Origin of the sequence: Thermodesulfovibrio yellowstonii DSM 11347, from assembly GCF_000020985.1 — a bacterium.
In the GTDB taxonomy this organism is placed as follows: Bacteria; Nitrospirota; Thermodesulfovibrionia; order Thermodesulfovibrionales; family Thermodesulfovibrionaceae; genus Thermodesulfovibrio; species Thermodesulfovibrio yellowstonii.
Map to the genome: position 1 here is coordinate 423,595 of NC_011296.1, position 26,135 is coordinate 449,729.

Annotated in this window: 26 protein-coding genes and 1 riboswitch; of the genes, 21 read left to right on the forward strand and 5 right to left on the reverse strand. The window is 34.6% G+C overall.

Features of this window, described 5'->3' with window-relative positions; genetic code table 11:
* The first annotated feature begins 113 nt into the window (after positions 1–113).
* The 6 genes from THEYE_RS02185 to thiC all read left to right on the forward strand — a co-directional run bounded on the left by THEYE_RS02185 (position 114) and on the right by thiC (position 7,619).
* Complete coding sequence (locus THEYE_RS02185) at positions 114–2,363, forward strand: DEAD/DEAH box helicase (protein ID WP_012545253.1); 2,250 nt, start codon at positions 114–116, stop codon at positions 2,361–2,363.
* Between the two features lie 554 nt (positions 2,364–2,917).
* Positions 2,918–4,537: a methyl-accepting chemotaxis protein gene (locus THEYE_RS02190; RefSeq protein WP_012546101.1), complete on the forward strand. Its 1,620-nt coding sequence runs from the start codon at positions 2,918–2,920 to the stop codon at positions 4,535–4,537.
* 59 nt (positions 4,538–4,596) lie between these two features.
* A riboswitch (TPP riboswitch) is annotated at positions 4,597–4,702 on the forward strand.
* Between the two features lie 50 nt (positions 4,703–4,752).
* Complete coding sequence (thiS, locus tag THEYE_RS02195; RefSeq protein ID WP_012546191.1) at positions 4,753–4,950, forward strand: sulfur carrier protein ThiS; 198 nt, start codon at positions 4,753–4,755, stop codon at positions 4,948–4,950.
* A 1-nt stretch (position 4,951) separates the two neighbouring features.
* The gene (locus THEYE_RS02200) at positions 4,952–5,725 is read left to right on the forward strand and encodes a thiazole synthase (RefSeq protein WP_012545324.1); all 774 of its coding nucleotides are present in this window, start codon (positions 4,952–4,954) and stop codon (positions 5,723–5,725) included.
* On the forward strand, positions 5,722–6,342 hold the full coding sequence (thiE, locus tag THEYE_RS02205; RefSeq protein WP_012545604.1) for a thiamine phosphate synthase: 621 nt from the start codon (positions 5,722–5,724) through the stop codon (positions 6,340–6,342). Before THEYE_RS02200 ends, thiE begins: the two co-directional genes overlap by 4 nt.
* The gene (gene thiC / locus THEYE_RS02210; protein ID WP_012546777.1) at positions 6,339–7,619 is read left to right on the forward strand and encodes a phosphomethylpyrimidine synthase ThiC; all 1,281 of its coding nucleotides are present in this window, start codon (positions 6,339–6,341) and stop codon (positions 7,617–7,619) included. The genes thiE and thiC overlap by 4 nt, the downstream gene beginning before the upstream one ends.
* Here the strand turns inward: thiC and THEYE_RS02215 are convergent.
* A complete protein-coding gene (locus THEYE_RS02215; protein WP_012546724.1) occupies positions 7,599–8,567 on the reverse strand; it encodes an NAD(P)-binding domain-containing protein in 969 nt (322 codons plus the stop codon). The two genes, thiC and THEYE_RS02215, sit on opposite strands and share 21 nt — an antisense overlap.
* 407 nt (positions 8,568–8,974) lie before the next feature.
* Here THEYE_RS02215 and THEYE_RS02220 point away from each other — a divergent pair, with 407 nt between their 5' ends.
* The 11 genes from THEYE_RS02220 to THEYE_RS02270 are packed head-to-tail and all read left to right on the forward strand — an operon-like array spanning position 8,975 to position 19,054.
* Positions 8,975–9,535, forward strand: a complete 561-nt coding sequence (locus tag THEYE_RS02220; protein ID WP_012545918.1) for a type I restriction enzyme HsdR N-terminal domain-containing protein — start codon at positions 8,975–8,977, stop codon at positions 9,533–9,535.
* Positions 9,532–11,247 carry an NAD+ synthase gene (locus THEYE_RS02225; protein ID WP_012545979.1) on the forward strand — a complete coding sequence of 572 codons (1,716 nt, stop codon included), beginning with the start codon at positions 9,532–9,534 and terminating at the stop codon, positions 11,245–11,247. Before THEYE_RS02220 ends, THEYE_RS02225 begins: the two co-directional genes overlap by 4 nt.
* Before the next feature lies 1 nt (position 11,248).
* Entirely contained in the window at positions 11,249–12,865 is a 1,617-nt protein-coding gene (locus THEYE_RS02230; RefSeq protein ID WP_012545223.1) for a DNA methyltransferase, read from the forward strand.
* Positions 12,866–12,867: 2 nt separating this feature from the next.
* Positions 12,868–13,641: a TdeIII family type II restriction endonuclease gene (locus tag THEYE_RS02235; protein WP_012546419.1), complete on the forward strand. Its 774-nt coding sequence runs from the start codon at positions 12,868–12,870 to the stop codon at positions 13,639–13,641.
* A 9-nt stretch (positions 13,642–13,650) separates the two neighbouring features.
* A complete protein-coding gene (locus THEYE_RS02240) occupies positions 13,651–14,502 on the forward strand; it encodes a DNA-methyltransferase (RefSeq protein WP_012545553.1) in 852 nt (283 codons plus the stop codon).
* Positions 14,486–15,553 (forward strand): hypothetical protein, encoded by a 1,068-nt coding sequence (locus THEYE_RS02245; protein ID WP_012546662.1) that lies wholly within the window; start codon positions 14,486–14,488, stop codon positions 15,551–15,553. The genes THEYE_RS02240 and THEYE_RS02245 overlap by 17 nt, the downstream gene beginning before the upstream one ends.
* A 9-nt stretch (positions 15,554–15,562) precedes the next feature.
* Positions 15,563–15,829 carry a hypothetical protein gene (locus THEYE_RS02250; RefSeq protein ID WP_012545816.1) on the forward strand — a complete coding sequence of 89 codons (267 nt, stop codon included), beginning with the start codon at positions 15,563–15,565 and terminating at the stop codon, positions 15,827–15,829.
* The gene (rsmI, locus tag THEYE_RS02255; RefSeq protein ID WP_012546504.1) at positions 15,830–16,660 is read left to right on the forward strand and encodes a 16S rRNA (cytidine(1402)-2'-O)-methyltransferase; all 831 of its coding nucleotides are present in this window, start codon (positions 15,830–15,832) and stop codon (positions 16,658–16,660) included. It begins immediately after the preceding gene.
* A complete protein-coding gene (locus tag THEYE_RS02260; RefSeq protein WP_012545565.1) occupies positions 16,660–17,667 on the forward strand; it encodes a zinc-dependent alcohol dehydrogenase in 1,008 nt (335 codons plus the stop codon). Before rsmI ends, THEYE_RS02260 begins: the two co-directional genes overlap by 1 nt.
* Positions 17,664–18,506, forward strand: a complete 843-nt coding sequence (locus tag THEYE_RS02265; RefSeq protein ID WP_012546091.1) for a fumarate hydratase — start codon at positions 17,664–17,666, stop codon at positions 18,504–18,506. The genes THEYE_RS02260 and THEYE_RS02265 overlap by 4 nt, the downstream gene beginning before the upstream one ends.
* A complete protein-coding gene (locus THEYE_RS02270) occupies positions 18,503–19,054 on the forward strand; it encodes a Fe-S-containing hydro-lyase (protein WP_012545215.1) in 552 nt (183 codons plus the stop codon). Before THEYE_RS02265 ends, THEYE_RS02270 begins: the two co-directional genes overlap by 4 nt.
* Before the next feature lie 38 nt (positions 19,055–19,092).
* Here THEYE_RS02270 and THEYE_RS02275 read toward each other — a convergent pair whose 3' ends face one another.
* Complete coding sequence (locus THEYE_RS02275) at positions 19,093–20,337, reverse strand: tRNA nucleotidyltransferase/poly(A) polymerase-related protein (RefSeq protein ID WP_012545891.1); 1,245 nt, start codon at positions 20,335–20,337, stop codon at positions 19,093–19,095.
* 3 nt (positions 20,338–20,340) lie between these two features.
* Entirely contained in the window at positions 20,341–20,781 is a 441-nt protein-coding gene (gene dtd, locus THEYE_RS02280; protein ID WP_012545012.1) for a D-aminoacyl-tRNA deacylase, read from the reverse strand.
* A gap of 21 nt (positions 20,782–20,802) precedes the next feature.
* Here dtd and THEYE_RS02285 point away from each other — a divergent pair, with 21 nt between their 5' ends.
* Positions 20,803–21,867: an HD domain-containing phosphohydrolase gene (locus THEYE_RS02285; protein WP_012545648.1), complete on the forward strand. Its 1,065-nt coding sequence runs from the start codon at positions 20,803–20,805 to the stop codon at positions 21,865–21,867.
* A gap of 3 nt (positions 21,868–21,870) precedes the next feature.
* Here THEYE_RS02285 and panC read toward each other — a convergent pair whose 3' ends face one another.
* Positions 21,871–22,713 (reverse strand): pantoate--beta-alanine ligase, encoded by an 843-nt coding sequence (gene panC / locus THEYE_RS02290; protein ID WP_012546748.1) that lies wholly within the window; start codon positions 22,711–22,713, stop codon positions 21,871–21,873.
* A gap of 58 nt (positions 22,714–22,771) precedes the next feature.
* Between panC and THEYE_RS02295 the strand changes: the two genes are divergently transcribed.
* On the forward strand, positions 22,772–23,479 hold the full coding sequence (locus tag THEYE_RS02295) for a YdcF family protein (protein WP_012545555.1): 708 nt from the start codon (positions 22,772–22,774) through the stop codon (positions 23,477–23,479).
* Between the two features lie 9 nt (positions 23,480–23,488).
* Here the strand turns inward: THEYE_RS02295 and THEYE_RS02300 are convergent, their stop codons facing one another.
* Entirely contained in the window at positions 23,489–24,559 is a 1,071-nt protein-coding gene (locus THEYE_RS02300; RefSeq protein ID WP_012546409.1) for an MraY family glycosyltransferase, read from the reverse strand.
* A gap of 369 nt (positions 24,560–24,928) precedes the next feature.
* Here THEYE_RS02300 and THEYE_RS02305 point away from each other — a divergent pair, with 369 nt between their 5' ends.
* Positions 24,929–25,507 carry a winged helix-turn-helix transcriptional regulator gene (locus THEYE_RS02305; RefSeq protein ID WP_012545744.1) on the forward strand — a complete coding sequence of 193 codons (579 nt, stop codon included), beginning with the start codon at positions 24,929–24,931 and terminating at the stop codon, positions 25,505–25,507.
* A complete protein-coding gene (locus THEYE_RS02310) occupies positions 25,495–26,004 on the forward strand; it encodes a UpxY family transcription antiterminator (RefSeq protein WP_012546650.1) in 510 nt (169 codons plus the stop codon). Before THEYE_RS02305 ends, THEYE_RS02310 begins: the two co-directional genes overlap by 13 nt.
* Positions 26,005–26,135 lie beyond the last annotated feature (131 nt).

Below are 26,135 nucleotides of genomic sequence, written 5' to 3' on the forward strand. Positions count from 1 at the left end.
TAAGGCTTAAAATAGGAGACTGTTATTTTTTCTCAGTATCTGTTCCTCCTGCGGAAAACGGTTTTTATTCTTATTTAATCTTTTAAATTAAAAGTGTAAAAGTGAAGGATTTTATGAAAGAAGCAATTCTTCTAAAAGAAAGCCTTTTCAGTCTTGATGGTAAAGGCAAAGCTGTCTATGAGCTTGACGGAATAAAAAAAGAAGCAGAGCTTGTAAAAAGCTCTACCATACATTCAAGAATACCTTACAAATTTCTTAATCCCCTACAGAGTCTTTTTTATCATCTTTACAAAAATGGAAATGCTATTGTATCAGCACCTTCCTCAGCTGGTAAAAGCCTTATAGGATATCTTTTCTTTCTTAAAAATAACAGAGGTGGAATAAAACTTTATTCAGCTCCTACAAAATCCTTAGTTTATGAAAAGGCAAGAGAATTCAAGACATTTTATAGCAGCCTCAGCGTAAGAACAGGAGACAATATAGTTGAACTTCTTAAGCCAGTAACACAGGAGCTTGTGTTAAGCACCTATGAAAACATGGCTTACACATTCCGTAACAGAGGAGGCTGGCTACAGAATATAGACTGTATTGTTTTTGATGAGATACATCACATTGTAAAGAAATGGATTGTGGAGGAAGCCATAGTTTATGCCATTGAAAGAGGCATTCCAGTTATCGGGCTTTCAGCAACACTTCCTGGTTTAAAAGAGATTGCAGAATGGATGAACTGTGAGCTTGTCATAAAAAGTGACTGGAGACCTGTTCCTCTTCAGAGAAACCTGCATCTCCTTAAAGATTTTAAACCAGTAGTTAAAGTGTCGGATGGAGCGGAATCAAAATTAGCTTCAAAAATACTTGGTGCTGTAATGAAATTGAAACAAAATGAAGAAAAGGTGCTTGTTTTTGTCCCGAAGAAAACTCTTGGCTGGAGAATTCTTGAGTATGCCCAGCAGTATGGCTTATCAGTTATGAATGTAACAGCTCCCTTTGAAGTAAAACTCACAGGCACTGAAATAGCCTTCCATAATGCTGATATTCCACAGGAAGAAAGACATTTAATAGAAAGGGAATTCAGATATGGCAATCTCAATATTCTCATTGCCACCCAGACACTTGCCTATGGAGTTAATCTTCCTGCAGACAGAACAATAATTGCAATTAAGGGATGGTTTGATATGCAGAACTTTGTCTACAGATACATACCTGATGTTCTTGACATACTTCAGGAAGAAGGAAGAGCCGGCAGACTTGGAATAAAAGAAATTGGATACTCAGACTGGCTACTTTACGGAATAAAGGAAGACTCTCTTAAAGAATCAATAACTAAAAGCCTCACAGGAACACTGAAAACCGAATTAATGTATACAGAAGCAAGCTCATTCATTGATGCTCTGAGTCTCTGGATTCCTGTTGGATATCTTTATCTTGGAAGTAGATACAGAGATTTTTTAAAAAAGACCTTTTCCCTTAAAAATGTTTCAGAGTCTGCTGTAAAAGAAATTGAAGGGTTTCTCAGGCAGAATGGATACATTACTGAAGATTCTCTTACTAAAAAAGGAGCATTCTGCGTAAGAAGCGGTATTCCTCCGCTTAGGTTTGAAGAATTTTTGATAAGGCTTAACAAAATGGCTGAATTTTCAGAACTTCCAGCAGTTATAAGACCTCTTCTTCACATGAGAAGATTTGATGGACTTTTTCCTTTTATTGAAAATGCTGAAAGATTTCATAAGGATTTGTCAATGGTTTATAGCAAACTGTCCAGATTTGGCTCTTCCTGTATAAATGACAATACCCATCAGTTTATTTTCTTTACTGAGGGTTTGACCTTTTATTATCCAAATATTGTTAGTCCTCCTGGAGAGTTTTCAGCAATAAGAACAGATGCTCTGCATCTTATGCGTGCTTTACTTGAACTTAGAAAGCTTAAAGTGATGCTACTTTCAAATCAGGAAATACTCTCCCTTGCCCATACCATAAAATATGGAATACCAATCGGATATTCCCTATTTGGTGCTATTCCAAAAATAGGACACATAAGAGGAAATCTTCTAAGGATTACTGCACAAAAACTAAATTTAGAAATGCCCCAGTTTGGAATGCCAGCCAGAGAGTTTTTTGATTCCTTTCTTACAGAAAAAAACTTAAAATTAATGGGTGGTATACTTCTTTCTGAAAGAAAGATACAGAAAGACAGAGTAACGTCAGAAATTTCAGTTATTGTGCAGATATTAAAGGAAAACAGAGACACCCCACTTATAGATAGAGACATATTAAATACCTTTGGAGTCCTCCTTTACGCCCATAAAGCTCTTTCAATGAAAAAGGAGGAGTTGATTGAAAGAGTATGCTATGGGACTTACTGAAATCCATCAAGTAGATACTAAGTAAAAATTTTTATATAGCATTGTAATATCTGAATTTTTTCATTGAAAATATTATACAATTTTGTTTAACCTATAAATAGCAATAAAATGTTACCAAAATATACATTTTATTGCTACAAAAAGTAACGCAAATTTAAATGCTCTAATTTTTTCTTTAATTATTAAGACGTTTTATATTTGAAAAAGTCAGGCATGATTTTTGCTGCATTTATTTTTGGTGAGAAGTGAATTCAAAAAATAATTATGTTCATTGAAAAGAATTTTTTGCAATCAATAGGGCTGGTCAATTTCTTTCTGTCATTCCGAAGGGTCTCAATGACCCTGAGGAATCTCTGATTTGTTCCATTTGAGAAAAAACAGAGGAGATTCCTCGTTGCTTATGTTCCTTGAATGACAGGTGGGGCGGAATGATAGAAAAATGAGAGATATGATAGATGGATGCAATTTAAAAATAACACAGCTTGTAGTTTATTGATTTTCAATAAATTGCAAGTTTTTGAACAATCTTAAACTAAAAAAAGGAGGGGAAGAGTATGTTTAAGAACCTTACAATTGGTAAAAAACTCGGGATTGGTTTTGGGGTTGTTATAGCATTACTAATAATTCTTGGATTTTTGGTGTTCACCCAATTGACAGCCATTGAAGGAAAGTTAGGAGATATTGATGAAAGAACAAATAAGCTAAATGATGCAGCAATTATAAGGAAAGAAGTTAAAGATATATTGACCACCATAAGAGACATAATGCTGACTGATGATATAAAGCGAAAAGAGGAGATGAAAAAAGAAATTGATGAGCATAGGAAGATTTATAAAGAAAAATTTGAAACTTTAGAAAAAGTTACCCGTTCTGAGCAGGGAAAGAAAATACTACAAGAAATAGAAAATGCTATAAAAGATGCTGCATCGGCAAATAATAAAGTTATAGAACTAAGTTTTGCAGGAAAAAATAAGGAAGCTATAGCATTTTTTAACAAAGAGTTGCCTAAGAAAGTTGAAAGGATTAACAAGTCACTTGATGCTGCTGTGAGCTTTCAACATGAAAATTTAAGTAAAAGAGTGAATGAAATCAAAACTTCCATTAGAACTCAAATAGTTATATTAATTGTTATATCACTCGCGAGTGCCTGTATCGGAATTTTCTTTGCTCTCTTCATCTCCCGTTCAGTCAAGAAACCTGTTACCCAACTAAAAGGAGCACTTGAGAAAGTAGCACAAGGAGACCTATCAGTTGATATAAGAGTAGAAAGCAAAGACGAACTTGGAATGATTGCACAATCAGTGCATGAAGCAATAACAAGCATAAAACGCCTTATAGCAGAATCAAAGACAATCTCAAGCTCTCTTGCATCATCTTCTGAAGAACTTTCAGCAACAACAGAAGAGATATCAAGAAACCTCAAATCCCAGACAGAAAGAGCAAGCCAGATAGCCTCTGCAGCAGAAGAAATGAGCCAGACAGTAGTTGACATAGCAAAGAACGCATCAAACATAGCAGAAGTAAGTGTAACAACAGCCAGTGTTGCAAAAGAAGGAAAAGACATGACAATGAACACAGCACAAGAGATAAAAGTAATTGAAGGAGCAATAGGGAAACTTTCAGAAGTAATCAATGTATTAGGAGACCGTTCTCGTCAGATAGGAGAGATAGTAACAGTGATCAAAGACATAGCAGACCAGACAAATCTACTTGCATTGAATGCAGCAATAGAGGCAGCTCGGGCAGGAGAGCAAGGAAGAGGCTTTGCAGTTGTTGCAGATGAAGTAAGAAAATTAGCAGAGAGGACAACAAAGGCAACAGATGAGATAGCAGAGATGATAAGAGGAATACAGACAGAGGTAGATGTAGCAGAGGGTTCAATGGAAGATGCAACGAAAAAGGTGGCAAGTGGAGTTGAGCTAAGCAACAAGTCAGCAGAGATACTTGGGCAGATACTGAGCAAAGCACAGGAACTTCAGTCAATGATACAACAGATAGCATCTGCAACAGAGGAGATGTCTTCAGTGACAGACCATATAACACAGGATATAGGAAGCATAGCAGAGGGTTCAAAGGAGATATCTCTTGCAGTGGATCAGTCAGCTCAGACAGCAAGTGATATAGCAAGATTGGGTGGAGAATTAAATACAGCAATAGGAAGATTTAAGGTTTAGTAATTTAAAATCACAAGATTGAGAACATTGACAGATTATGTTCTAAATTTATAGAATTAACTAATCCCTGGGGGAGGTCAAAAGACCTGAGAGTTCCCGATAAGGGAAGACCCCTTGAACCTGATCCGGATAATACCGGCGGAGGGAAAGGGAGAGACTGAGTAAAAAACAGCCTCTATCCTTCAGGGATAGAGGTTTTTTATTTAGGAGGTTTTATGAAGCTAAAACTAAATGGCAATGACATAGATGTGAAAGCGAAAACAATAGAAGAACTTTTAAAAGAGCTTGATATAAACCCTCAGAGAGTTGTTGTTGAAGTGAATCTTGAAATTATAAAAAGAGATAGATTTGCTGACTATAAAATAAAAGAAGGCGATTCTATAGAAATCGTTAATTTTGTTGGAGGAGGATAAAATGAATGACTCATTAGTAATAAGAGGAATTGAATTTAAATCAAGGCTATGGGTAGGTACAGGCAAGTATAAAAGCTTTGAAGAAACTGCTCGTGCAATAGAAGCCTCTGGAACAGACGTAGTTACGGTCGCGGTAAGAAGAGTGAATATTATAGACCGTTCAAAGGAAAACCTTCTTGACTATATTGATCCCAAAAAATACAAAATTCTACCAAACACCGCAGGTTGCTACACGGTTGAAGATGCTTTAAGATATGCAAGATTAGCAAGAGAAGCAGGTGTTTCAGACATGGTTAAGCTTGAGGTTATTGGAGATGAGAAAACACTTTTTCCAGATGTATGTGGACTTCTTAAAGCAACAGAGATTCTTGCAAAGGAAGGGTTTATTGTATTTCCATATACAAATGATGACCCAATAACAGCAAAGAGACTCGTTGATGCAGGTGCTGCTGCTGTTATGCCTCTTGGCGCGCCAATTGGTTCAGGGCTTGGTATAAGAAATCCATATAATATAAAGATAATTCTTGAAACTGTTAACATACCTGTAATTGTTGATGCAGGAGTTGGAACAGCATCTGATGTATCAATTGCTATGGAACTTGGTTGCGATGCTGTATTGGTAAACACTGCAATTGCTGGTGCAAAAGACCCTATCATGATGGCTGAAGCATTGAAACATGCGTGCATTGCGGGTAGATTAGCATACAGAGCAGGTAGAATTCCTAAAAAACTTTATGCATCAGCAAGTTCACCTATTGAGGGAATGCTTACATGAATTTTAAGCTTTATCTTATAAGTGATAGGAAGATTTTTCCCAATAAAGAAACTTTTTTCCGAGCAGTAGAAATTGCTTTGAAGGCAGGTATTAAGGCTTTGCAGTTGAGGGAGAAGGATTTGACAGCAAAGGAGCTTTACAATCTTGCAAAAAAATTGAGAGAGATAACTAAAAGAAATGATGCCATGCTATTCATAAATGACAGAATTGATATAGCTTTGGCTGTTGAAGCTGATGGAGTTCATCTTCCACAGAGTGGGTTTCCTCCTCGTATTGTAAGAGAAGTATGGAAAGATAGATTTCTAATAGGTGTATCAACTCACTCTATTGATGAGGCAAAGGAGGCATCAGAATGGGCTGATTTTATTACCTTCAGTCCTATTTTCCATACTCCATCAAAGGCTCACTATGGAGAACCTCAGGGAGTGGAAAAATTAAAGGAGGTTAAAGAATCTGTAAAATGCAAAGTTTTTGCACTTGGAGGAATTAAGCTGGAAAATGTTCATGAGTTAATTCCCTACTGTGACGGAATTGCTCTGATAAGTGGTATACTTGCTCAAAGGAATATTGAAGGAACAGTCAAAAAATTTAAAGAAATTTTAGGAGAAAACATATGACAAGAATAGAAATGGCTAAAAAAGGAATAATCACTGAGGAAGTAAGGCAGGTGGCCCAAGAGGAAGGAGTTTTTCCTGAAGAGCTTTCACAGAATATTGCAGAGGGAAGGGTTGTTATAACAAGAAATATTTTAAGGAATATAAAACCTCTCGGAATTGGTAAAGGACTTAGAACCAAGATAAATGCCAACATAGGAACTTCAAGAGACAAGACAGATATACAGGAGGAGCTTGAAAAGCTTGATATTGCTGTAAAATACGGAGCAGATGCGGTAATGGACCTTTCCACAGGAGGTCCGCTCACAGAAATGAGGAGGGCAATACTTAAGCATTCATCCGTAAGTATCGGGACTGTTCCAATTTATGAAGTTGCTGTGAGAGCAATTGAAAAATATGGAAATATTGTAAAAATGACAGTTGATGATATATTTAATGTTATAGAGGAACATGCAAAGGATGGAGTAGATTTTGTAACTGTTCACTGCGGAGTTACAAAAAAGATTGTTGAAATGCTTAAATCTGGTGACAGAGTTTTGCCAATTGTTAGCAGAGGAGGTTCAATACTTGCAGACTGGATATGCTATCATGACAAGGAAAATCCTCTTTATGAATACTTTGATAGGCTTCTTGAGCTTGCTAAAAAGTATGATTTAACACTTAGTCTTGGAGATGGATTAAGACCTGGATGCCTTGCCGATGCAACAGATAGATATCAATTAATTGAACTTATAACTATTGGCAAATTAAAAGACATAGCTATTTCAGAAGGAGTTCAATGCATAATTGAAGGTCCTGGGCATCTTCCTTTAAATCATGTTGAGACAAATATTAAGCTTCAGAAAAGCATTTGTAAAGAAGCACCATTTTATGTTTTGGGTCCACTTGTAACAGATTGTGCGATGGGTTATGACCATATTGCAGCAGCAATAGGTGGCGCTTTAGCAGGCATGTATGGTGCGGATTTTCTATGTTATGTAACTCCGTCAGAGCATATAAGACTTCCTGATAAAGAAGATGTGAAAGAGGGAGTTATTGCTTCACGGATAGCAGCTCATGCTGCAGACATTGCAAAAGGTTATGCAAAAGCGTGGCAGAGAGACAACAAAATGGCAGAGGCAAGGAGAAATTTTGACTGGCAGAGTCAGATTTCTCTATCCTTTGATCCAGACAAAGTTCATTCAATGCGTTCAGAAAGACCACCTCTTGAAGATGAAAAAGTATGCAGTATGTGTGGTGAGTTTTGTGCAATAAAAATTTCAAGACGAGCTGTTGAATAGAATGTGATACTTTTCAAGAATTCTTTCTACAGCTCTGTGAGCGGAGTTAAACGCGTAAATTATACTGCCTCTTTTGACTGCTACATCACCGATAAGAAAAACTCTTTCAAGATTGCTTTCTCCAAATTCATCAATATCTGGAAGCGAGTCTTTAAATTTTATACCCATTTTCTCAAGAAGGTTTCTTGGCGTGCTTCCTCCAAGACAGTAAAAAATTTTTGAGAATACTTCAGTATGTCCATCATGGAATATAACTTTTACCGCTTCTTTTTCAGGCTCTAATGCTTTTATCTCTGTGCCCAAAAAAAAGGTTATTTGGTCTTTTCTCTTTTCAAGTTCTCTGAGATTTTCTTCATTTATTCTAAAAAAGTCAGGTCTTCTGTAAGATAAGTATACATCGCATTTTCCTGATAGAATACAGGCAAGTTCAGCAGCTGTATTTCCTCCTCCAACAATTAGTATTTTTTCTCCTTCTGGTAATTCTTTAGGAAGTTCAAAAAAAACTCTATTTTTTATTTCTTCAGGAATGGGATAGGATGGCTTTCTGGGTCTATCAAAAACTCCTGTAGCAATAACTACAACATATGCATGGGCAACCGTATATGTTCCAGCTTTAATAATATAATATTGTCCAGACCTTTCAAGCCCGTTAATTTCCGTATTGTAAAAAATTTCTATTTTATAGTCTTTAATATATTTTTCAATTCTTTCAAGAAATTGTTCCTTTGTTTCTGTTTCAAAGGAACAGACTCCCTCTGAAATCATATTTATGCCTTTGTAGTTTCTGTCCACTCTTTTGCCTTCAGGATAGAGTCTTCTTATTGTATAACAAAAATTACCAGCCTTTTCAAAAATAGCGATATCTTTTATGCCCGCTGTTTTTAACTCTACTGCTGTAGCAATACCAGCAGGACCTGCACCAATTATTGCAACGGATAGCTTTCTCATAAGTTTTTATTATACTTACAAAACCTGATTCTTTACAAACCCTTAATCTGACCTTTTATTTTGTTTATATTCAGAGATTCCTCGTCGCTAACGCTCCTCCAATGATACCTAAGCTGTCACTCTGAGGGGCGAAGTCCTGAAGAGTCTCCTTCCTTTTTCTATCACCCCGAGCCAAGCGAGGGCTCTACTCCTTTTGGAGGAGGAGATCCCTAAGCATAACATAAAAAATGCAAAGTTAGATGTACACCTAAGCTTGCGAAAGAGAGCATGAAAAAACAGGAAAAGGTTTTTTAGATTTCTATCGTCAAATTGTCCTGCGATGTTTGATTTTTTATCTGCTGTTGTTTAAAAATATTGAATAAATAACTTTGATATAATGTTAAAAAATTTCTCAGTAGGAGGCATTGATGGAAATACAACTCAATAAAACACCTGAGTCTCCAGAAGAGAGGAAAAAACTTATTGGGGATATTATCAAGGAAGAGGAGGAACTTTTTGCACAAAGTATTGGATATATTCAGAGGTTAATGATAGAAAGGTTAATAAATTGTGGCTATAAACTTAGTGATATGGAAATCAATAAAGGCTACGAAGTTATTGTATCAGATAAGGAAAAGTTTGTTACATCTGTTGATATTCTTTTAATCCTTGAAGGAAAGGTTGTATTTGCAATTAAATGTACTCCTGCTTCCATTGATTCATGGGAAAGATTCATGATTGCATTTTGTAGAGTAGTTGAACCCTATCAGATTCCTTTTGCTATGGTTACTGATGGGAAGGAGGGAAGGGTTATAGATGTGCTTACGGGCGAGGTTAAGGAAACAATGGATATTCCCTCAAAGCAAGAGTTTTTGAAAGTTTTGCCAGATATAAAATTCATTCCCTACAGCGAGGAAAGACTTCCAAAGGAAAGAAGAATACTTTATGCTTTTGATGCCATAAAGTGCTGTCCAACCTGTAATATATGAAAAAAATTAGATTAGCTCTATGTCAGATAAATCCTATAGTAGGTGATATAGAGGGTAATTTTAGTAAAATTCTATCATTTAAAGAAAAAGCTGTTAAAGAAAAGGCTGATATAATTGTTTTTCCAGAATTAATCCTCACAGGATATACTCCAGAAGATCTTCTTTTCTATCCATCCTTTATAAAAAAAGCAAATGAAGCCTTGAACAAATTGATTGAGAATGTAAAAGATTTTGTAATGATTCTTGGATTACCTGTAAAAGAAGAAGACCTCTATAACTCCGCAGTTATTTTAGCTGAACAAAAAGTAATAGATACCTACCATAAGATTTATCTTCCCAACTACAGTGTTTTTGATGAGATGCGATACTTCAAATCAGGCAAAAGAGCTTCTGTTTATGAATACAGCGGAGTTTTATTTGGAGTTAATATTTGTGAAGATATATTCCATCCTACATTACCAAGTCCTATTCAGGCATCCTCAGGAGCAGAGTTGATAATTAATATATCTGCTTCACCCTTTTATGCAGGCAAATTTGAAAAAAAACTAAGGATGCTTTCAACAAGAGCCTATGACATGGGAGTGTTTATTGCCTATTTGAATACAGTGGGTGGACAGGATGAGATTGTTTTTGATGGAAGAAGCATGGTTATTTCTCCTTCAGGAGAGATAATTACAATGGGCAAAGCCTTTGAAGAAGACTTTATAGTTGTTGACCTTGACCTTGAAGAGGTAACAAGGGTAAGAATGAGAGAACCTAAAATAAGATGGGAATCTGAATTTGAAAGGGCAGAGATAATAAAAATTTCAGGTGAGCAAAAAAAATCTTTAGCGGTACAGTCTCTTCAGCCTTCAGCCTTCAGCCTAAAGATTCTTAGCGAAGAAGAAGAAATATTCAAGGCTTTGAAAACAGGCTTAAGGGACTATGTAGAGAAAAATGGCTTTAGCAGAGTATGTCTTGGCTTAAGCGGAGGAATTGACTCTTCCTTTGTTGCTTTGGTTGCAACCGATGCATTGGGAAGTGATAGAGTTACAGGAGTTTTCATGCCTTCAAGATATACTTCAAGGGAAAGTAAAGAAGATGTTTATGAACTTGTAAAAAATCTCGGGATTGAGCTTATAGAGATTTCCATAGATGAGATTTTTGAGGAGTATCTCAGAAGGCTTGCGGATACTTTTAAAGGCTTGCCAGAAGATACAACTGAAGAGAATATTCAAAGCAGAATTCGCGGAAACATTCTTATGGCGATTTCAAACAAATTCGGCTGGCTTGTAATTACAACAGGAAATAAATCAGAGATGGCAGTTGGCTATGCCACATTGTATGGTGACATGGCTGGTGGATTTGCAGTTATAAAAGATGTTTATAAAACACAGGTTTACAGAGTGGCAAAATGGGCATCACGGGATAGAATTCCAGAAAGAATATTTAAAAAACCACCGTCAGCAGAGCTAAGACCTGGACAGACTGATCAGGATACTTTACCACCCTATGAGATTCTTGATGAGATACTAAAAAGGCATATTGAAAAATGTATGAGTGAAGAAGAAATAGTGGAACAAGGATTTGACAGAGACACTGTGAGAAAAGTTTTAAGGATGGTTAAGAAAGCTGAATTTAAGCGTAGACAGTCACCTCCTGGAATAAAAATATCTCCTGTCTCCCTTGGCAAAGATTGGAGATTTCCGATTACGAATAGATTTGGAGAATGAGATGGAAAGTTATAAACAGCAAGTTTTGGATATTATAGAACAGAATATAAAATTAATCACTCCAAAAGAAGCCGCCCGATGGGCTACAGAATATCTTAAGAAAAATATTACTGTTTCAAATATAGCATATTTAATTCAATACGGAAGGCTCAAAAACTATGGAAGCAATGGAAATCCTCTCATAGATAAAGATGAATTAAAAGACTATTATGACTCCTTCAGAAACGAACTTTATCAAAAAAGTTCAATTTTTAAGGATATAAATTGGCATTTGTCTTTCAGTGAGTATAAAGAATCTGAAAGAACAAAACATGTTCACAGATTACATCCCTATAAGGGTAAATTCATTCCTCAGTTAGTGGAATATTTTCTTGATTCTCACACAGATGAGTTTAAAAAAGAAGTTTATTTCAAAAAAGATGATATTGTTTTAGACCCTTTTTGTGGGAGTGGAACAACGCTTGTTCAAGCAAATGAATTAGGAATTCATGCTGTTGGAATTGATGTTTCTTACTTTAATTCACTCATTAGCAACATAAAAATAAAAAAGCATGAAATTTCAAAAATATACAATGAAATAAAAAGATTGACTGATGAAATTGAAGATTTTAATAAGAATAGTAAAGTATCATCTTTTGAAAATGAACTAAACGAAGAACTTTCAAAATTTAACAACAAATATTTTCCATTTTCAGATTTTAAAATAGCAATTAGAAATAAAGAGATTGACGAGAACAAATACGCAAATGAAAGATTAAAAGATTTTCTTCCACTTTACTACAAATTAGTTAATAAATACAGTATAAAACTCAAACAGGATAGGGAAGATGCATTCATTGATAAGTGGTTTCTATCTACTGTAAGAGATGAAATAGAGTTTATGAAAGAGAAAGTTTTAGAAATAAATGATAAAGATGTTAAAAATGTAATCATGATAATTTTGAGTAGAACTGTTCGTTCCTGTAGAGCCACAACTCATTCAGATTTAGCAACTTTAAAAGAGCCTGTATTTGAACCCTATTATTGTAAAAAACATGGTAAGATTTGTAAGCCTATTTTTTCAATTATAAACTGGTGGAAAACATATACAGTAGATACCATTAAAAGATTGAGAGAGTTTGAAAAAATAAGAACCGATACTTTTCAGATATGTTTAACAGGAGATAGTAAAGCAATTGATATATTTGAACAAATTAAGAACATTAATCCTGATTTTGCTAACATACTAATAAATAAAAAATTCAGAGGTATATTTTCAAGCCCTCCCTATGTGGGATTGATTGATTACCATGAACAGCATGCATATGCCTATGAGATGTTCGGTTTTGAAAGAAGAGACGAATTGGAAATAGGACCTCTTTATAAGGGACAAGGAGAGGAAGCTAAAATGTCTTATATTAAAGGAATTGCTGATGTTTTAAAAAATTGCAAAAGATTTCTTCAAAAAAATTACGATATTTTCCTTGTTGCAAACGATAAATTTAATCTCTATCCCAAAATTGCTGAATTAGCAGGGATGCGAATAGTTGAAGAATTTAAAAGACCTGTTCTTAACAGGGTGGAAAAAAACAGAGAAACTCTATATTCAGAGTCAATTTTTCATTTAAAGGAAAAATAAATATGGAAATAGGTAGTGATATAAATGAAACAATTGAAAAAGTAATAATCAACAGTTTAAGAAAAAAATTTCAATCTTATAATCCAGAAACCTCTCATATGCCTTTCCATTACAGACTGCTTGGAAAAGACAGGATGACTTTATTTTCTTTCATCCAATCTTTAAATACCACTTTTGGCACATCAATTTTTGAACCAGTTGCAGAGACTTTAGCCAAGTTAAAACATAAACAAGCAAAAAGAAGGTATGTATTAGGCAATAAAATAAGCAAGGAAGCTCAAAAAGAAATCCAAAATATAATAAATGAATTAACAATTGGAAAAAATCCAGATAAAAAAGAAGAAATTGAGCGAATTAGAAGAGTCTGTCAAGAAGGAGAAATTGTCAAACTAAAAACAACGTTGGTTGATTTCTGTGTCATAAGCTATGACGATAATATTCATCTTTTTGATATTAAAACTGCAAAACCAAATATTGGTGAATTTAAGAGTTATAAAAGAACTCTTCTTGAGTGGCTCGCTATCTTTTTCTACGAAAATCCTGAGGCAAAGGTCAATTCATATATAGCAATTCCATATAATCCCTATGAACCCAAACCCTATGAGCGTTGGACACTGAAAGGAATGCTTGATTTAGAAAATGAGTTGATGGTTGCAGATGAATTCTGGAACTTTCTTGGTGGTGAAGGGGCTTATGAGGAAGTTTTAAATTGTTTTGAAAGGGCTGGAATAAAGTTAAGACCAGAGATACATGAATATTTTGCAAAATTTAAGTAGGAGAATGAGATGGGAACCTATCATAAACTGATAATTGGTGATGCTACCAGCATGAAAGAGATTGAAGATGAATCCGTTCATTTAATGATTACCTCTCCACCATACTTTAATGCTCCTTTTGATTATAAGGGACTGTTTAAAAGTTATGAGGCTTATTTTGAAATGATTCAAAAAGTTGCAGAAGAAACATACAGAGTTTTAAAGAAAGGCAGAGTAGCAGTTATAAATATTGATGACATGTTGATAGATGGTGAAAAATTTACAATTGTTGCTGATGTGACAAAGATTTTTCAGTCTGCAGGCTTTAAATATAGAGACAGAATCATCTGGAAAAAACCAGATGGCTACCTACGAATAAGCAGACGAAGTGGGGTGCTTCTTCAGAATCCTTATCCTATGTATTTTTATCCTGATAACCTTCTTGAAAGTATACTCATATTTCAGAAAGGCAAATTTAATTATAGTTCAGTGCCGAAGGATTTAAAGGAAGAGTCAAAAATTGATAAAAAAGAATTTTTAGAGAATAAATGGTATTCAACATTATGGGAGATGGTTAATGTTTTACCCAATTCTTCTTTGGAAAAGGATATAGCAGCATTTCCAGAGGAGTTACCTTATAGGATTATTAAACTGTTTTCTTATATAGGAGAAACAGTGTTGGATCCCTTCGCAGGTTCGGGAACAACAATGAAAGTAGCAAGAAAACTTGGTAGAAATAGTATAGGTATTGAAATAAATAAATCTTTGTTATCTGTGATAAAGAAAAAGCTTGGTTTTGAGGGACAACTTTCGCTGGGTGAACACGGGGATAGATTGGAAATTATAATTAGAGAGGAAGAAAAAGTTGAATATTTTTGCTGAAATAGAAGGGATACAATATACTCCTTTTGCATGTCGTACTTTAAAGGAATATAACCTCTCAAATTTAGAGGATGCTTTCAAGAAAAATGCTACTTTTATTTTAAATTTTGATAAAAATAATAAGTTCGCGCTAAGCTGGTGGGTATCACCAAAAAGAACCAGATCATATCCTTATGCAAGAGTTTATGATTCATTGGCTTTTCAGGGCAAAAGAGTAACTGTAATCCCTGTTCTAAAGGATGAGGGTAAGGATGGAGATCGTGATTTTATTCAATGGGACACAATTTCTTTAATGAGTTTGTTGGGTGTTTATGTAATCATATCCTATTACAAAGAAGCACAGAAAAATTTAAAATTTGAAAATAAAATTACCAATCAAAAGTTTGATTTTGAACACATAAAGCAAGAATTAAGAGCGATTTCCTCTTATCAATCTGATGCTCTACACTGGAATATTTCTCAAATTGAAAAAATAAAAGAGATTACAGAAAAGGCTTTAAACAGTTACAGAAAAATTTCTAAAAAACTCAAAGTTGAATTACACTCTGATGAAGAGATAGAAAGAAGAATCAAAGAAGTTCTCACTGAAAAAAATTCATTTATCAATTATTCAAGAGATTTAGCGGAAAAAGCTCAAATTAGAGAAAGCAGAACCATTCAGCCTAAAGAAAGAGTAAATGGACAAAAAGTTCAAATAACAATAAAAAACTATCTTGGGGGATATTACTTTTTCACATGTGATGAAGTTATTATTCAAAATGACATAATTTATCTTATAGAGTGCAAGCATAGTAAAAGGTCAATATTACCATCAAAGGCAGATATAAAAGATGGGCTTCTCAAGATGATACTTTATACAAATCTTAAAAATTTGAAGATAAATGATAGAAAATTTCAACATTGTGCAATTTTGAAACTAACAACTTCTCAAAGTTTTGATAGTGATAGAGTCAAAAAATTGGATTTTTTAGGGAAGATTCAAATAGAAAGCAAACAAAACAATTTTTCAGTAACAATAAATAATCTGGATTTGGAAAGTCTTATTAAGTAGGAGGTCAAAGTGAAAAGATTTTTTACTATTTTTTTAGTTGTTTTATTTTTCTCAGCTCTTGTTTTTATTGATAATTCCTTTTCCCAGCCTCAAACACAACCTCAAGTTCAGGCAAGTAAAGACAAAGTTCTTCAGTATGCAAAACCTAAAAAACCTGTTAAAATAAAGCTTCATAGGGATAAAAAGGGAGAATACAGTTGGGATATTACGGGCGAAAACGCTGATGAGATTATTAGGGCTGACAAACGTCTAAGACAGCTTCTTAAGGAGGAGTAAGTGCCAAAGGGCAGACTTTATATTGTTTCAACGCCAATTGGAAATCTTGAAGATATAACATTGAGGGCACTGGATACTTTAAAAAAAGTTGACTACATTGCCTGCGAAGATACTGAACATAGCCTCAAACTTCTCAACTACTACGAAATTAAAAAGCCTCTTATAAGTTACTGGTCTGAAAAAGAAAAGGTTCGGGCTGAGGAGATAATTCAAAAAATTAAAGCTGGTCACAATGTAGCCTTGATAACTGATGCGGGAACACCTGGAATATCAGACCCTGGAGCAGTTATTATATCAAGAGCAATTGAAGAAGACATAGAGATAATTCCTGTGCCAGGACCAACAGCCTTGATTGCTGCTTTAAGTATTTCAGGACTTAACACAGAAGAATTTACATTCATAGGTTTTCTTCCTGTAAAACAAACACAAAGAAGAAAGAAACTTCTTGAGCTTAGTTCTGAAAGAAGAACCCTTGTTTTTTATGAAGCTCCTCACAGGATACTCCAGAGTCTGGATGATATGCTTGAAGTATTTGGAGACAGAAGAATATGTGTAGCAAGGGAACTCACCAAAATGTTTGAGGAAGTACAGAGAGGAAGACTTTCTGAGGTATTAGAAAGACTTGAGGAGTCAAAAATAGCGGGTGAGTATGTTATAGTGATTGAGGGTGCTTTAGAAAAAGATAGAAGTATTGAGGAGGCTTTGAAAGAAGTCAGAGAACTAATGAAAAAAGGAAAAGGTAGAAAAGAAGCTGTTAAAATAGTATCAGAGTTATACGGTTTAAGTAAAAAAGAGCTTTACGAGGAAAGCTTAAAAAAGGATGAAATATAATGAAAACAGCTTACTTAGTAAGCCCAAATAAAATAGAGATAGTTGAAAAACCGTTATCAATCTTAAAAGAAGGAGAAGTTTTAGTCCGAGTAAAAGCTGCACTTACTTGTGGAACAGATTTAAAAGCCTATTTGAGAGGACATCCTTTAATACCCATGCCAGGACCTTTTGGACACGAGTTTTCAGGAATTATTGAGAAAGTAGGAGATGCTGTAAACGGTTTCAAGGCAGGAGATGCGGTTATGCTTGTTCACACAGCACCGTGTGGAGAATGTTCTTACTGTAAGCATGGACTTTTTAATTTATGTGAGATTCTCACAAAAGACATGATGCTTGGAGCTTTTTCAGAATATATGGTGGTAAAGAAAAGAGTTGTTGAGATTAACATGTTTCACAAGCCTGAAGAGATATCCTTTGAAGAAGCAGCTTTTCTTGAACCTCTTTCATGTATAGTTCATGGAGTAAAGGCTCTTTCACCTTTAAAGAAAGATAAAGTTCTTGTAATTGGAACAGGTCCTGTAGGGCTACTTTTCCTTCAGGTTTTAAAAAGCATGAGTGTTAGTGTAGCAGTTATGGGAAGGAATAAAAATAAGCTTAGTTTAGCTGAAAGCTTAGGTGCTGATAGAATTTATTATTCTGGAGAAGAACCTCTGGATTTTACAGATGGTTTTGGTTATGACAGAGTTGTTGAATGCACAGGACAGAAGGAAATTTGGCTACGCTCCATTGATTATGTTAGAAAAGGTGGCACTGTTCTGCTATTCGGTGGACTTAAAACAGGCACTGAGGTTTGCTATGATGCCGGAAGAATTCATTATGATGAAATAACACTCAAAGGGGCTTTTCATTATAATCCTCAGGATGTTTGTGAAGCCTATGAATTGATTAAATCAAAAAAATTGAAACTAAAAGAGCTCATCTCAGGTAAAATATCTCTTTCAGAGATTTCTACAGCTTTTGAAAAACTATCAAGAGGAGAGGGTGTTAAATATCTAATTGAGCCATGAGAAAGATAAAAAAAGAAGACATTGTAAACACAGTAAAGAAACTTTACATGGATGCGGTTATTTCTCTTCCAGAGGATGTCTCTAAGTGTTTGTTAGAAACTTATGAAAAAGAAGAAGGATTGGCTAAGGAAATCCTGAATCAACTTATTGAAAATCAAAAAATTGCTCTGCAAGATAGAGTTCCACTTTGTCAGGATACTGGAATAGCGGTGCTTTTTGTTGAATGGGGTTTAGAGGCGATATACGAAGATGGTGACCTAATGGAAGCTTTTAATGAAGGTATCCGGCTTGCTGTAAAAGAAGGGTATCTTAGAGCAAGCGTTGTTGATGACCCTGTTTTTGAAAGGAAAAATACAAAGGATAACACTCCATGCATTATTCATTTTGAGCCTGTCATGGGCGATAGAGTAAAAATAACTCTTGCTCCAAAAGGTGCTGGAAGTGAAAACATGTCTGCCCTGAGAATGCTTAAACCTGCACAGGGATTAAAGGGCGTGAAAGATTTTATCATTGAAACAGTTAAAAATGCAGGAGGCAATCCCTGCCCACCAATTATTGTTGGAGTAGGAATTGGAGGCAACTTTGAAAAGTGCGCAATCTTGGCAAAAAAGGCTCTATTAAGAAAGGTGGGAGAGTCAAACAGAAATCCTGCCTATGCACAGCTTGAAAAAAAACTTCTTGAGGAGATAAATGCACTAAACATAGGTCCTATGGGCATAGGAGGTAAGATTACAGCCTTAGCTGTTCATATTGAGTATGCTCCATGCCACATTGCATCTCTTCCTGTAGCAGTAAACATACAGTGTCACTCTGCAAGGCATAAGGAGGCAGAGATATGAGCAGGCTAAAAACTGAAGGCATAAAGATAAAAATTGAAACACCCCTTACAGATGAAGTAATTGAGCAATTAAAAGCAGGTGACTTGGTTCTGATAAACGGATATGTGTATACAGCAAGAGATGCTGCACATAAAAGGCTCGTAGAGTTGATAAATAATAATACACCTCTACCCTTTGACTTAAAAGGACAGATTATCTACTATGTGGGACCAACACCTGCACCTCCAGGAAAAGCAATAGGCTCAGCAGGACCTACCACATCATCAAGAATGGATAGTTACACTCCGCTTCTGCTCTCATTAGGAATTAAAGGAATGATTGGCAAAGGTCAACGAAGTGAAGAAGTTGTAAAAGCAATCAAGAAATACAAAGCTGTTTATTTTCTTGCCACAGGAGGAGCTGGAGCACTTCTTAGCAGACACATAGTTTCAGCAGAGGAAATAGCCTTTCCTGAACTGGGGACAGAGTCTATAAAAAAGTTACTTTTAAAGGACTTTCCTGCAATTGTAGCGATAGATTGTCATGGAGGAAATATTTTCAGGGAATAAGATTAAATCATATTTCCTGTTATTCTATCCTTTTTCTGTCATTCCGACAACCTGTTTTGCCCATATCTTCTCTTTATCTCCTCCAAAGCTTCCTCTTTTTTTGAAATTTTGCCCGCAAGAACAAGAGTTTCTATTCTTTCAATTATTTCGCCAACCAGAGGAGAGGGCTCAAATCCGAGAGAAAGGATGTCTTCTCCTTTAATGAGTGGAAGCTTTTTTTTGTTTTTGAGATAGACTTTTTTATAAAAGTTTTCAATTTCTCTGTAGAACCATGCTCTTGCCATTCCAAGAGGGTCTGTGCTTATACCATAAATAAGAGCAGGATATAAAACATTTTCATAATTTTTGACAAATCTTACTTTGTCTAAAAGAGTTTCTACTTTTTTAATACTAACCCCAGCTTCTATTAGTTTTTCTACAAATCTTTCTTCCTTTTTTGATGGCTTAATCTGTTTTATGAAAGATAAAGCATGGTGTCCAAAAATTCCTGTGAATTTAAGACAGGCTATAATGTTTGGATTAAAGGTAATTTTGTGATGAGTAAAGATTTTTTCTGGATTTCTTAGCGCTTCCTCAATTATTATCAGTACTTGAAGATTTGGTCTGATTTGTAATAAATCAGGCATTTTAAAAAATGCTTTGAATATCTCATCTTCTACCATCATTTCAACTGTTCTTGCACTATTGTCCACTGAGAGAATCTTCCAGAGTTCCTCTTTTATTCTTTCTTTTGCTGTCACTTTCATGAGAAAGGCATTTTTTTTCAAGGCTTCACGAGTATTATTCTCTATGTCAAAGTTGACAGTAGCGTGAAATCTGTAAGCTCTCAGAATTCTCAGAGGGTCTGCTTTTAGATTTTCTTCCTTTACCATTTTTATTAATCTATTTTTTAAATCCTCCATCCCCCCAAAGGGATCAATGAGGTTTTTAAGAGATAAGTCTGTAGCCATTGCATTTATTGTGAAATCTCGTTCGCTCAGGTCTGTTTCAATTGATTCTCCGCTTAATTGGGCAAAGTCAATTGTTACATTATCTTTAACGACTCTACCTATTGAAAATACTTCATCAAGAAGAACAAAGGTTCCTCCTATTTTTCTTGAAAACTCTTTTGCGAGATCTATTGAATCACCTTTGATTGCAAAATCAATATCTTTTAAATCTCTCTTTAATAGCAAATCTCTCACAGAACCGCCCACAAGATAAGAGTTTTGGTAAAGTTTTTTTTCTTGTAAAAATTTCACTACTTCGTTAAAGTATTTATTTTCTCTCAGAGTTTCAAACATATCTCACCTCGTGTTTAATATAAATGTTACAGGACCTTCATTTATAAGAGAAACATGCATGAAACTTCTGAAAACGCCTTCTTTCACTGGAATACCTTTGCTTCTAAGGCTGTCTATGAAATCCCTATAAAGTTTTTCTGCTTCTTCTGGCGGCATTGCTTTATCAAAGGAAGGCCGGTTTCCTTTTTTGCAGTCTCCTGCAAGAGTAAACTCTGATACTACCATTATTTCTCCACCAACATCTTTTATGGAGAGGTTCATTTTAGAGTTGTTATCCTCAAAGATCCTTAGATTAACAACCTTGTCCGCAAGATATTCAACATCCTTTTTACTGTCTTTTTTGTCTATCCCCAAAAAAATAAGGATACCTTTTCCAATCTCTGATATTGTTTCCCCTCCAACTTCTACAGACGCTTTGTTTACTCTCTGCAACAGTGCAATCATTTTATGTTAATATATCATACCATGTTTGAAGAAGTCTCCAAAATTTTAGTAGTTGATGATGAAAGTATAAATTTAGAATTAATATCTGCTATTTTTGTAGATTCTCCACATATTAAGGTTCTTACTGCAAAAGACGGACTTGAAGCAATAGAAATTCTTAAAATACATACTCCAGATGTAATTGTTCTTGATATAAGAATGCCAAGAATGAACGGAATAGAAGTTTTAAATGTTTTAAAATCTGATCCTCACACATCTCATATTCCTGTTGTTGTTCTTTCTGGAGATGACAAAGAAAGAAAAAATGCTTTAAAAAATGGTGCCAATGATTTTATCCCGAAACCATTTGATGCAGAAGAGTTAAAACTCAGAGTTATTAATAATCTACAGGTCAAAAAATATCATGATTTAATAAAAAATATAAATGACGTATTACAGAAAGAAGTAATGAAAAAAACAAAAGAACTCCGTGAAGCTCTGGAACTCGCAAGAGAGGCAGAATATGAAATGGTTGTAAAACTTGGTATGATTTCTGAGTTTAGAGACGAAGAAACAGGGCAGCACATTAGAAGAATAAGCTATTACTCAAAATTACTTGCTCACTTAGCTGGTTTACCAGAATCGGAACAGAGTGTTATATTTTATGCATCTCCCTTGCATGATGTGGGAAAGGTTGGAATTCCGGATAATATCTTGAGAAAGCCAGGACCTTTAACCCATGAAGAGTTTGAAGTAATGAAACTTCATACTATTATAGGCGCTAAAATTCTGGATACAGATCCAAGATTTATTACCCTTCAAGCAGGAAAAATAATAGCAGAACAGCATCATGAAAAATGGGATGGTTCAGGATATCCTTATGGACTAAAAAAAGAGGAAATACATATTTATGCGAGAGTTGTTGCAGTATGTGATGTCTTTGATGCAATGACATCAGATAGGGTCTACAGACCAGCTTTTACTGTTGACCAAGCAATTGATATTATGAAAAAAAATATAGGAACTCACTTTGACCCGAATCTTTTTGATATTTTTATTAGCAATCTTGATGAATTTTTAAAAATAAAAGAAACATTTAAAGATTAAAAATTATTCAACAATAAGATTATCAATTAATCTCGTATCTCCAATTTTTAAAGCAACTGCAAGCAAATATTTATTTTGCCTTTCTTTAACTTCTTCAAGTGTTAACGGATCATAAACTCCTGCATATTGAATTTCTCTGATAAGTGGTTCATTTTTAAATATTTCATGCATTTTTAATTTTACATCTAAAGGCTTTTCCCCTTCGTTTAGAAGTCTTTCCCCCTCTTTTAAGGCTTTATATATAACAGTAGCTGATTGTCTTTCTTTCTCATTTAAATATAAATTTCTTGAACTCATTGCAAGACCGTCTTGTTCTCTTACAGTTGGGCATACAATTATTTCAACATCAAAATTCAAATCCTCAACCATTCTTCTAATTATCAATGATTGTTGATAATCTTTTTGTCCAAAATATGCTCTCAAAGGCTTTACTATGTTGAATAACTTACAGACAATTGTGGCAACACCGCGAAAATGCCCAGGTCTGAAGATGCCGCAGAGTTTATCGCTCAATCCTTCAACTACAACATATGTGCTATAGCCTTCTGGATAAAGAGAATTAACATCAGGCAAGAACAAATAATCAATTGCAAGAGCTTCAAGTTTTTCTTTATCTAATTCTACATCTCTTGGATATTTTTCATAGTCTTCGCCTTGAGCAAACTGTGTTGGATTTACAAAGATACTTACAATAACTATATCATTTTCTTCCTTTGCTCTTCTGATCAAAGATAAATGTCCTTCATGCAATGCTCCCATTGTTGGAATGAAACCTATGGATTTGCCTTTAAATCTTAATTCTTTACTTATTTCCCTCATTATTCTTGGAATTCTTATTACTTCCATAATGGTTTAATTATAACTTAATTTTGGATGTAATAGACAATTCTGGTATACTTAATTCATGTTTTTTCTGAAAAAAGTTATTACCTCTTTGATTTTGCCGCCTGGTATTTTAATAATTATTTTTCTTTTAATTGCACTGTTAGAGAAAAGAAGAAATTTTATCCGTTATTTGGCTTTTTTCTCAGCCTTATTGGTTTATCTAATCTCTATTGAACCTGTGAAAGATTTATTATTGTATCCTCTGGAAAAAAGTTACAGCGTTTCGGAAAAATTAGATGCTGATGCTATTGTTATACTTGGAGGAGGTGTTTATAGCTGGGCTTCCTTTCCAGAAGATTCGTCAAACAGGCTATTTACAGGATACTTGGTTTATAGGAAAACAAAACTTCCTATTATTGTGTCTGGAGGAGCTGTTGAAGGGAAAATTTCAGATAGTGCAGCTATGGCTGCAATGTTAAAAGAATTTGGAGTTGAAGATAGCAAAATTATTGAAGAAAATAAAAGCAGAGATACTGCTCAGAATGCTTTATATGTTGCTAAGATATGCAAAGAAAAATCTTTTAAAAAGGTGATACTGGTTACATCAGCTTATCACATGAAAAGAGCAGTTAAGTTTTTTAAGCAAGCAGGACTTGAAGTTTTACCATATCCAGCAGATTTTAAACAAAGCAATCATTATAACATTTATAGTTTTTTACCGAAATTCGGTAACTTTGCTCTTTCATCAAAAGCTATAAGGGAGCATATAGCTTTAATAGTATATTAAAATACTAATTCATTTAAGTTTTAGAATTTTTGGGGTTTTAAATTTTACAATTTTAAAGTAGAGCCATGCATACAAAATCATAAAAATAATGCATGATAAAATTAGAAGCAGTTTATGCCTCCAGAAAAGCAAAGCAGGAATTGTGCATAATATCTGCATTATCCATAAATAGGGCGATGTTAATGAATTTCTGAGCCTTCTTTTTATTTTTCTGAATTTAGGTTTTACAATTCTTCTGTATATTAGTGTATGCAGATGTATACTGTCTGGTTTAAAAGGACTGAATGAGCGAGCAAATTTTCTTCTCCATATTGAAAAAACGGTTTCCCATATGGGATACATAAGAAGAAGAAAAGGAAACCATGCAGAAACCTGAGGATGGCTATTAACTATCAAAACTCCGCTGAGTCCAGCAAGAAATCCTGTAGTATAGGCACCTCCGTCACCTAAAAATATATTTCCAAAGGGATAGTTCCACAGAAAAAATCCCATTAAAGAGGCAAAAATACATAAATTAAGATAAAGCAAAAAAATATCACCAACTAAAAAGGAGACATAAGCATAAGATAAAAAAACAAGAATACACACACCTGATGCAAGTCCATTAAATCCATCTATGATATTTACAGCATTTGAAACCCCAGCAAGAGCAAAAGATGTAAAGATAACTGAAAAGATGAAAATTGATCTAAGAGCATCATCAAAATATGGGATGTCAATCCTTAGAAGATTTGCTTCAAGAAGAAAACAGGCAACCATACCAGACAAAAATGCACAGGCAAGTCTCATTTTTGCACCAACTTTTTTTGTTATATCCTCTGCAATGCCTCCTAAAAATACAGGTATGCAGGAAAGAATAATAAAAAGAAATTTATTTGAAAAATCTTTTTTAGCAATAAAAAAGGCAATACAAACAAAAATCAGAGATAAAAATATTGCAATACCTCCTGTTCTTGGAACTTGCCAGTTATGAAACTTCTGTATTCCCTCAAACTTATCAAGATGGCTTTTATGTTTAATTCTTAGAAGAATGAGGCATAAAAGAAAGGATGACATAAAAGCAATAAGCAAATAAGGCATAAACCCTCCCCATGCTTAATTTTTAATATAATAACATAATAGGTTGTTATAAAAGACAATATTCCTATGTTTTCCAAAGTTTTCCAAACTTTTTTATTTTCTTACCCCTCTGAGCGAAGCGAAGAGTCTCCTCCTTTTTCTTGTCATTCCGAACACCCTCAATGGGTGTGAGGAATCTCTGTCCTGTTTTCCCCTTGCAGAAAAAAGAGAAGGAGATTCCTCGTCGCTAACGCTATGAAGGTAAATCACTAAATAACGAGGCTTGTAGTTTAATGATTTTGTGTAAATTACAATTTTTTGAACAGTTTTTTATTAGATAAAGAGATAGTTTATTGACATGAAAATACATTTCATGTTATTGTTCAAATAATGAACAAATCATCAATAAACGATGAAATCTCCCTTCGTATTCTTGAACATATTCATGAAAGTCCATCAATAACCCAGAGAGACTTAGCATCAAAGCTTGGGATAGCTCTTGGACTTACAAATTCTTACATAAAGAGGCTATATAAAAAAGGCTATATAAAGATTAAAAACCTTACAGGTAAAAGGATAATCTACATGCTTACTCCAAAGGGTTTTACGGAAAAAGCTCGGCTTACGCTAAACTATATGGCAAGGTCTTTTAACTATTTTAAGGAAATAAAACAGCGAATAGATAAAACCTATGACCTGATGGTGTCATTGGGTATTAAAGATGTGGTTATCTGGGGAAATGATGAACTGGCAGAACTCTGTTATATTGCATCAATAGGGCTTCCCATTAAAATATTTGGAGTAGTAAGTCTAAATGGAGCTAAAAAATTTCATAATTTACCTGTCTATTCAAAGGCAGAAATAAGAAATACCCAATTTGATGCCATTCTTGTGGCAACTTTTGATGAAAAGGAGATTGCCGAACTGAAAAATATAGATGCTAAGGTTTATTATCTATGGCAGACGTAGCATTTAACTGGTATTGTATATATGTAAAATCAAGGCATGAGTTTAAGGTGTTTGATAGACTAACAAAGGCTGGCATAGAGGCATTTCTGCCTGCTGTTGAAAGGCTTAGAAGATGGAAGGACAGAAAAAAGCTCATTAAATTCCCGCTTTTCCCCGGCTATCTTTTTGTATGCATAGAGAAAAGCTATGAATTGATGCTTAAAGTGCTTAAAACTCCGGGGGTTGTCACTTTCATAAAAACTCCTTCTGGCGAACCAGAGCCTATACCAGAGGAGGAAATAGTCCCACTTAGAAAAGCAATAGAAAACGGAAGAGAAATAGACCCGTATCCTTATCTCAAGGAAGGACAGAGGGTAAAAATAAAGAGCGGACCCCTTGCAGGAGCAACGGGAATACTGAAGAAAAAAGAGAAGCAGCATTTTTTTATTATTTCAATACATATACTTCAGAGGGCTGTAAGTGTTAAAATAGATGCTTCTGAAGTAGAACTGACTTAATACTTAAAGCCTGCTCGGTTATTTTTGGTAGTTTTATTTCTCTGCCAATGTAACTGAGGAGGCGGAGCATTGGGAAAAAAGTGAAAATAAACTCTAATAGAAAAATCTTTTGCCTGCGACGCATGATTCCG

Bases quoted from the DNA above. Each gene is read 5' to 3' on its own strand.
- THEYE_RS02190 (WP_012546101.1), top strand. From the start codon at position 2,918: ATGTTTAAGAACCTTACAATTGGTAAAAAACTCGGGATTGGTTTTGGG.
- thiS (WP_012546191.1), top strand. From the start codon at position 4,753: ATGAAGCTAAAACTAAATGGCAATGACATAGATGTGAAAGCGAAAACA.
- THEYE_RS02240 (WP_012545553.1), top strand. From the start codon at position 13,651: ATGGGAACCTATCATAAACTGATAATTGGTGATGCTACCAGCATGAAA.
- dtd (WP_012545012.1), bottom strand. From the start codon at position 20,781: ATGATTGCACTGTTGCAGAGAGTAAACAAAGCGTCTGTAGAAGTTGGA.
- THEYE_RS02295 (WP_012545555.1), top strand. From the start codon at position 22,772: ATGTTTTTTCTGAAAAAAGTTATTACCTCTTTGATTTTGCCGCCTGGT.
- THEYE_RS02270 (WP_012545215.1), top strand. From the start codon at position 18,503: ATGAGCAGGCTAAAAACTGAAGGCATAAAGATAAAAATTGAAACACCC.
- THEYE_RS02225 (WP_012545979.1), top strand. From the start codon at position 9,532: ATGAAAAAAATTAGATTAGCTCTATGTCAGATAAATCCTATAGTAGGT.
- THEYE_RS02215 (WP_012546724.1), bottom strand. From the start codon at position 8,567: ATGAGAAAGCTATCCGTTGCAATAATTGGTGCAGGTCCTGCTGGTATT.
- THEYE_RS02230 (WP_012545223.1), top strand. From the start codon at position 11,249: ATGGAAAGTTATAAACAGCAAGTTTTGGATATTATAGAACAGAATATA.
- THEYE_RS02300 (WP_012546409.1), bottom strand. From the start codon at position 24,559: ATGCCTTATTTGCTTATTGCTTTTATGTCATCCTTTCTTTTATGCCTC.
- panC (WP_012546748.1), bottom strand. From the start codon at position 22,713: ATGGAAGTAATAAGAATTCCAAGAATAATGAGGGAAATAAGTAAAGAA.
- THEYE_RS02275 (WP_012545891.1), bottom strand. From the start codon at position 20,337: ATGTTTGAAACTCTGAGAGAAAATAAATACTTTAACGAAGTAGTGAAA.
- THEYE_RS02265 (WP_012546091.1), top strand. From the start codon at position 17,664: ATGAGAAAGATAAAAAAAGAAGACATTGTAAACACAGTAAAGAAACTT.
- THEYE_RS02260 (WP_012545565.1), top strand. From the start codon at position 16,660: ATGAAAACAGCTTACTTAGTAAGCCCAAATAAAATAGAGATAGTTGAA.
- THEYE_RS02220 (WP_012545918.1), top strand. From the start codon at position 8,975: ATGGAAATACAACTCAATAAAACACCTGAGTCTCCAGAAGAGAGGAAA.
- thiC (WP_012546777.1), top strand. From the start codon at position 6,339: ATGACAAGAATAGAAATGGCTAAAAAAGGAATAATCACTGAGGAAGTA.
- THEYE_RS02285 (WP_012545648.1), top strand. From the start codon at position 20,803: ATGTTTGAAGAAGTCTCCAAAATTTTAGTAGTTGATGATGAAAGTATA.
- THEYE_RS02310 (WP_012546650.1), top strand. From the start codon at position 25,495: ATGGCAGACGTAGCATTTAACTGGTATTGTATATATGTAAAATCAAGG.
- THEYE_RS02185 (WP_012545253.1), top strand. From the start codon at position 114: ATGAAAGAAGCAATTCTTCTAAAAGAAAGCCTTTTCAGTCTTGATGGT.
- THEYE_RS02235 (WP_012546419.1), top strand. From the start codon at position 12,868: ATGGAAATAGGTAGTGATATAAATGAAACAATTGAAAAAGTAATAATC.
- THEYE_RS02200 (WP_012545324.1), top strand. From the start codon at position 4,952: ATGAATGACTCATTAGTAATAAGAGGAATTGAATTTAAATCAAGGCTA.
- THEYE_RS02305 (WP_012545744.1), top strand. From the start codon at position 24,929: ATGAACAAATCATCAATAAACGATGAAATCTCCCTTCGTATTCTTGAA.
- thiE (WP_012545604.1), top strand. From the start codon at position 5,722: ATGAATTTTAAGCTTTATCTTATAAGTGATAGGAAGATTTTTCCCAAT.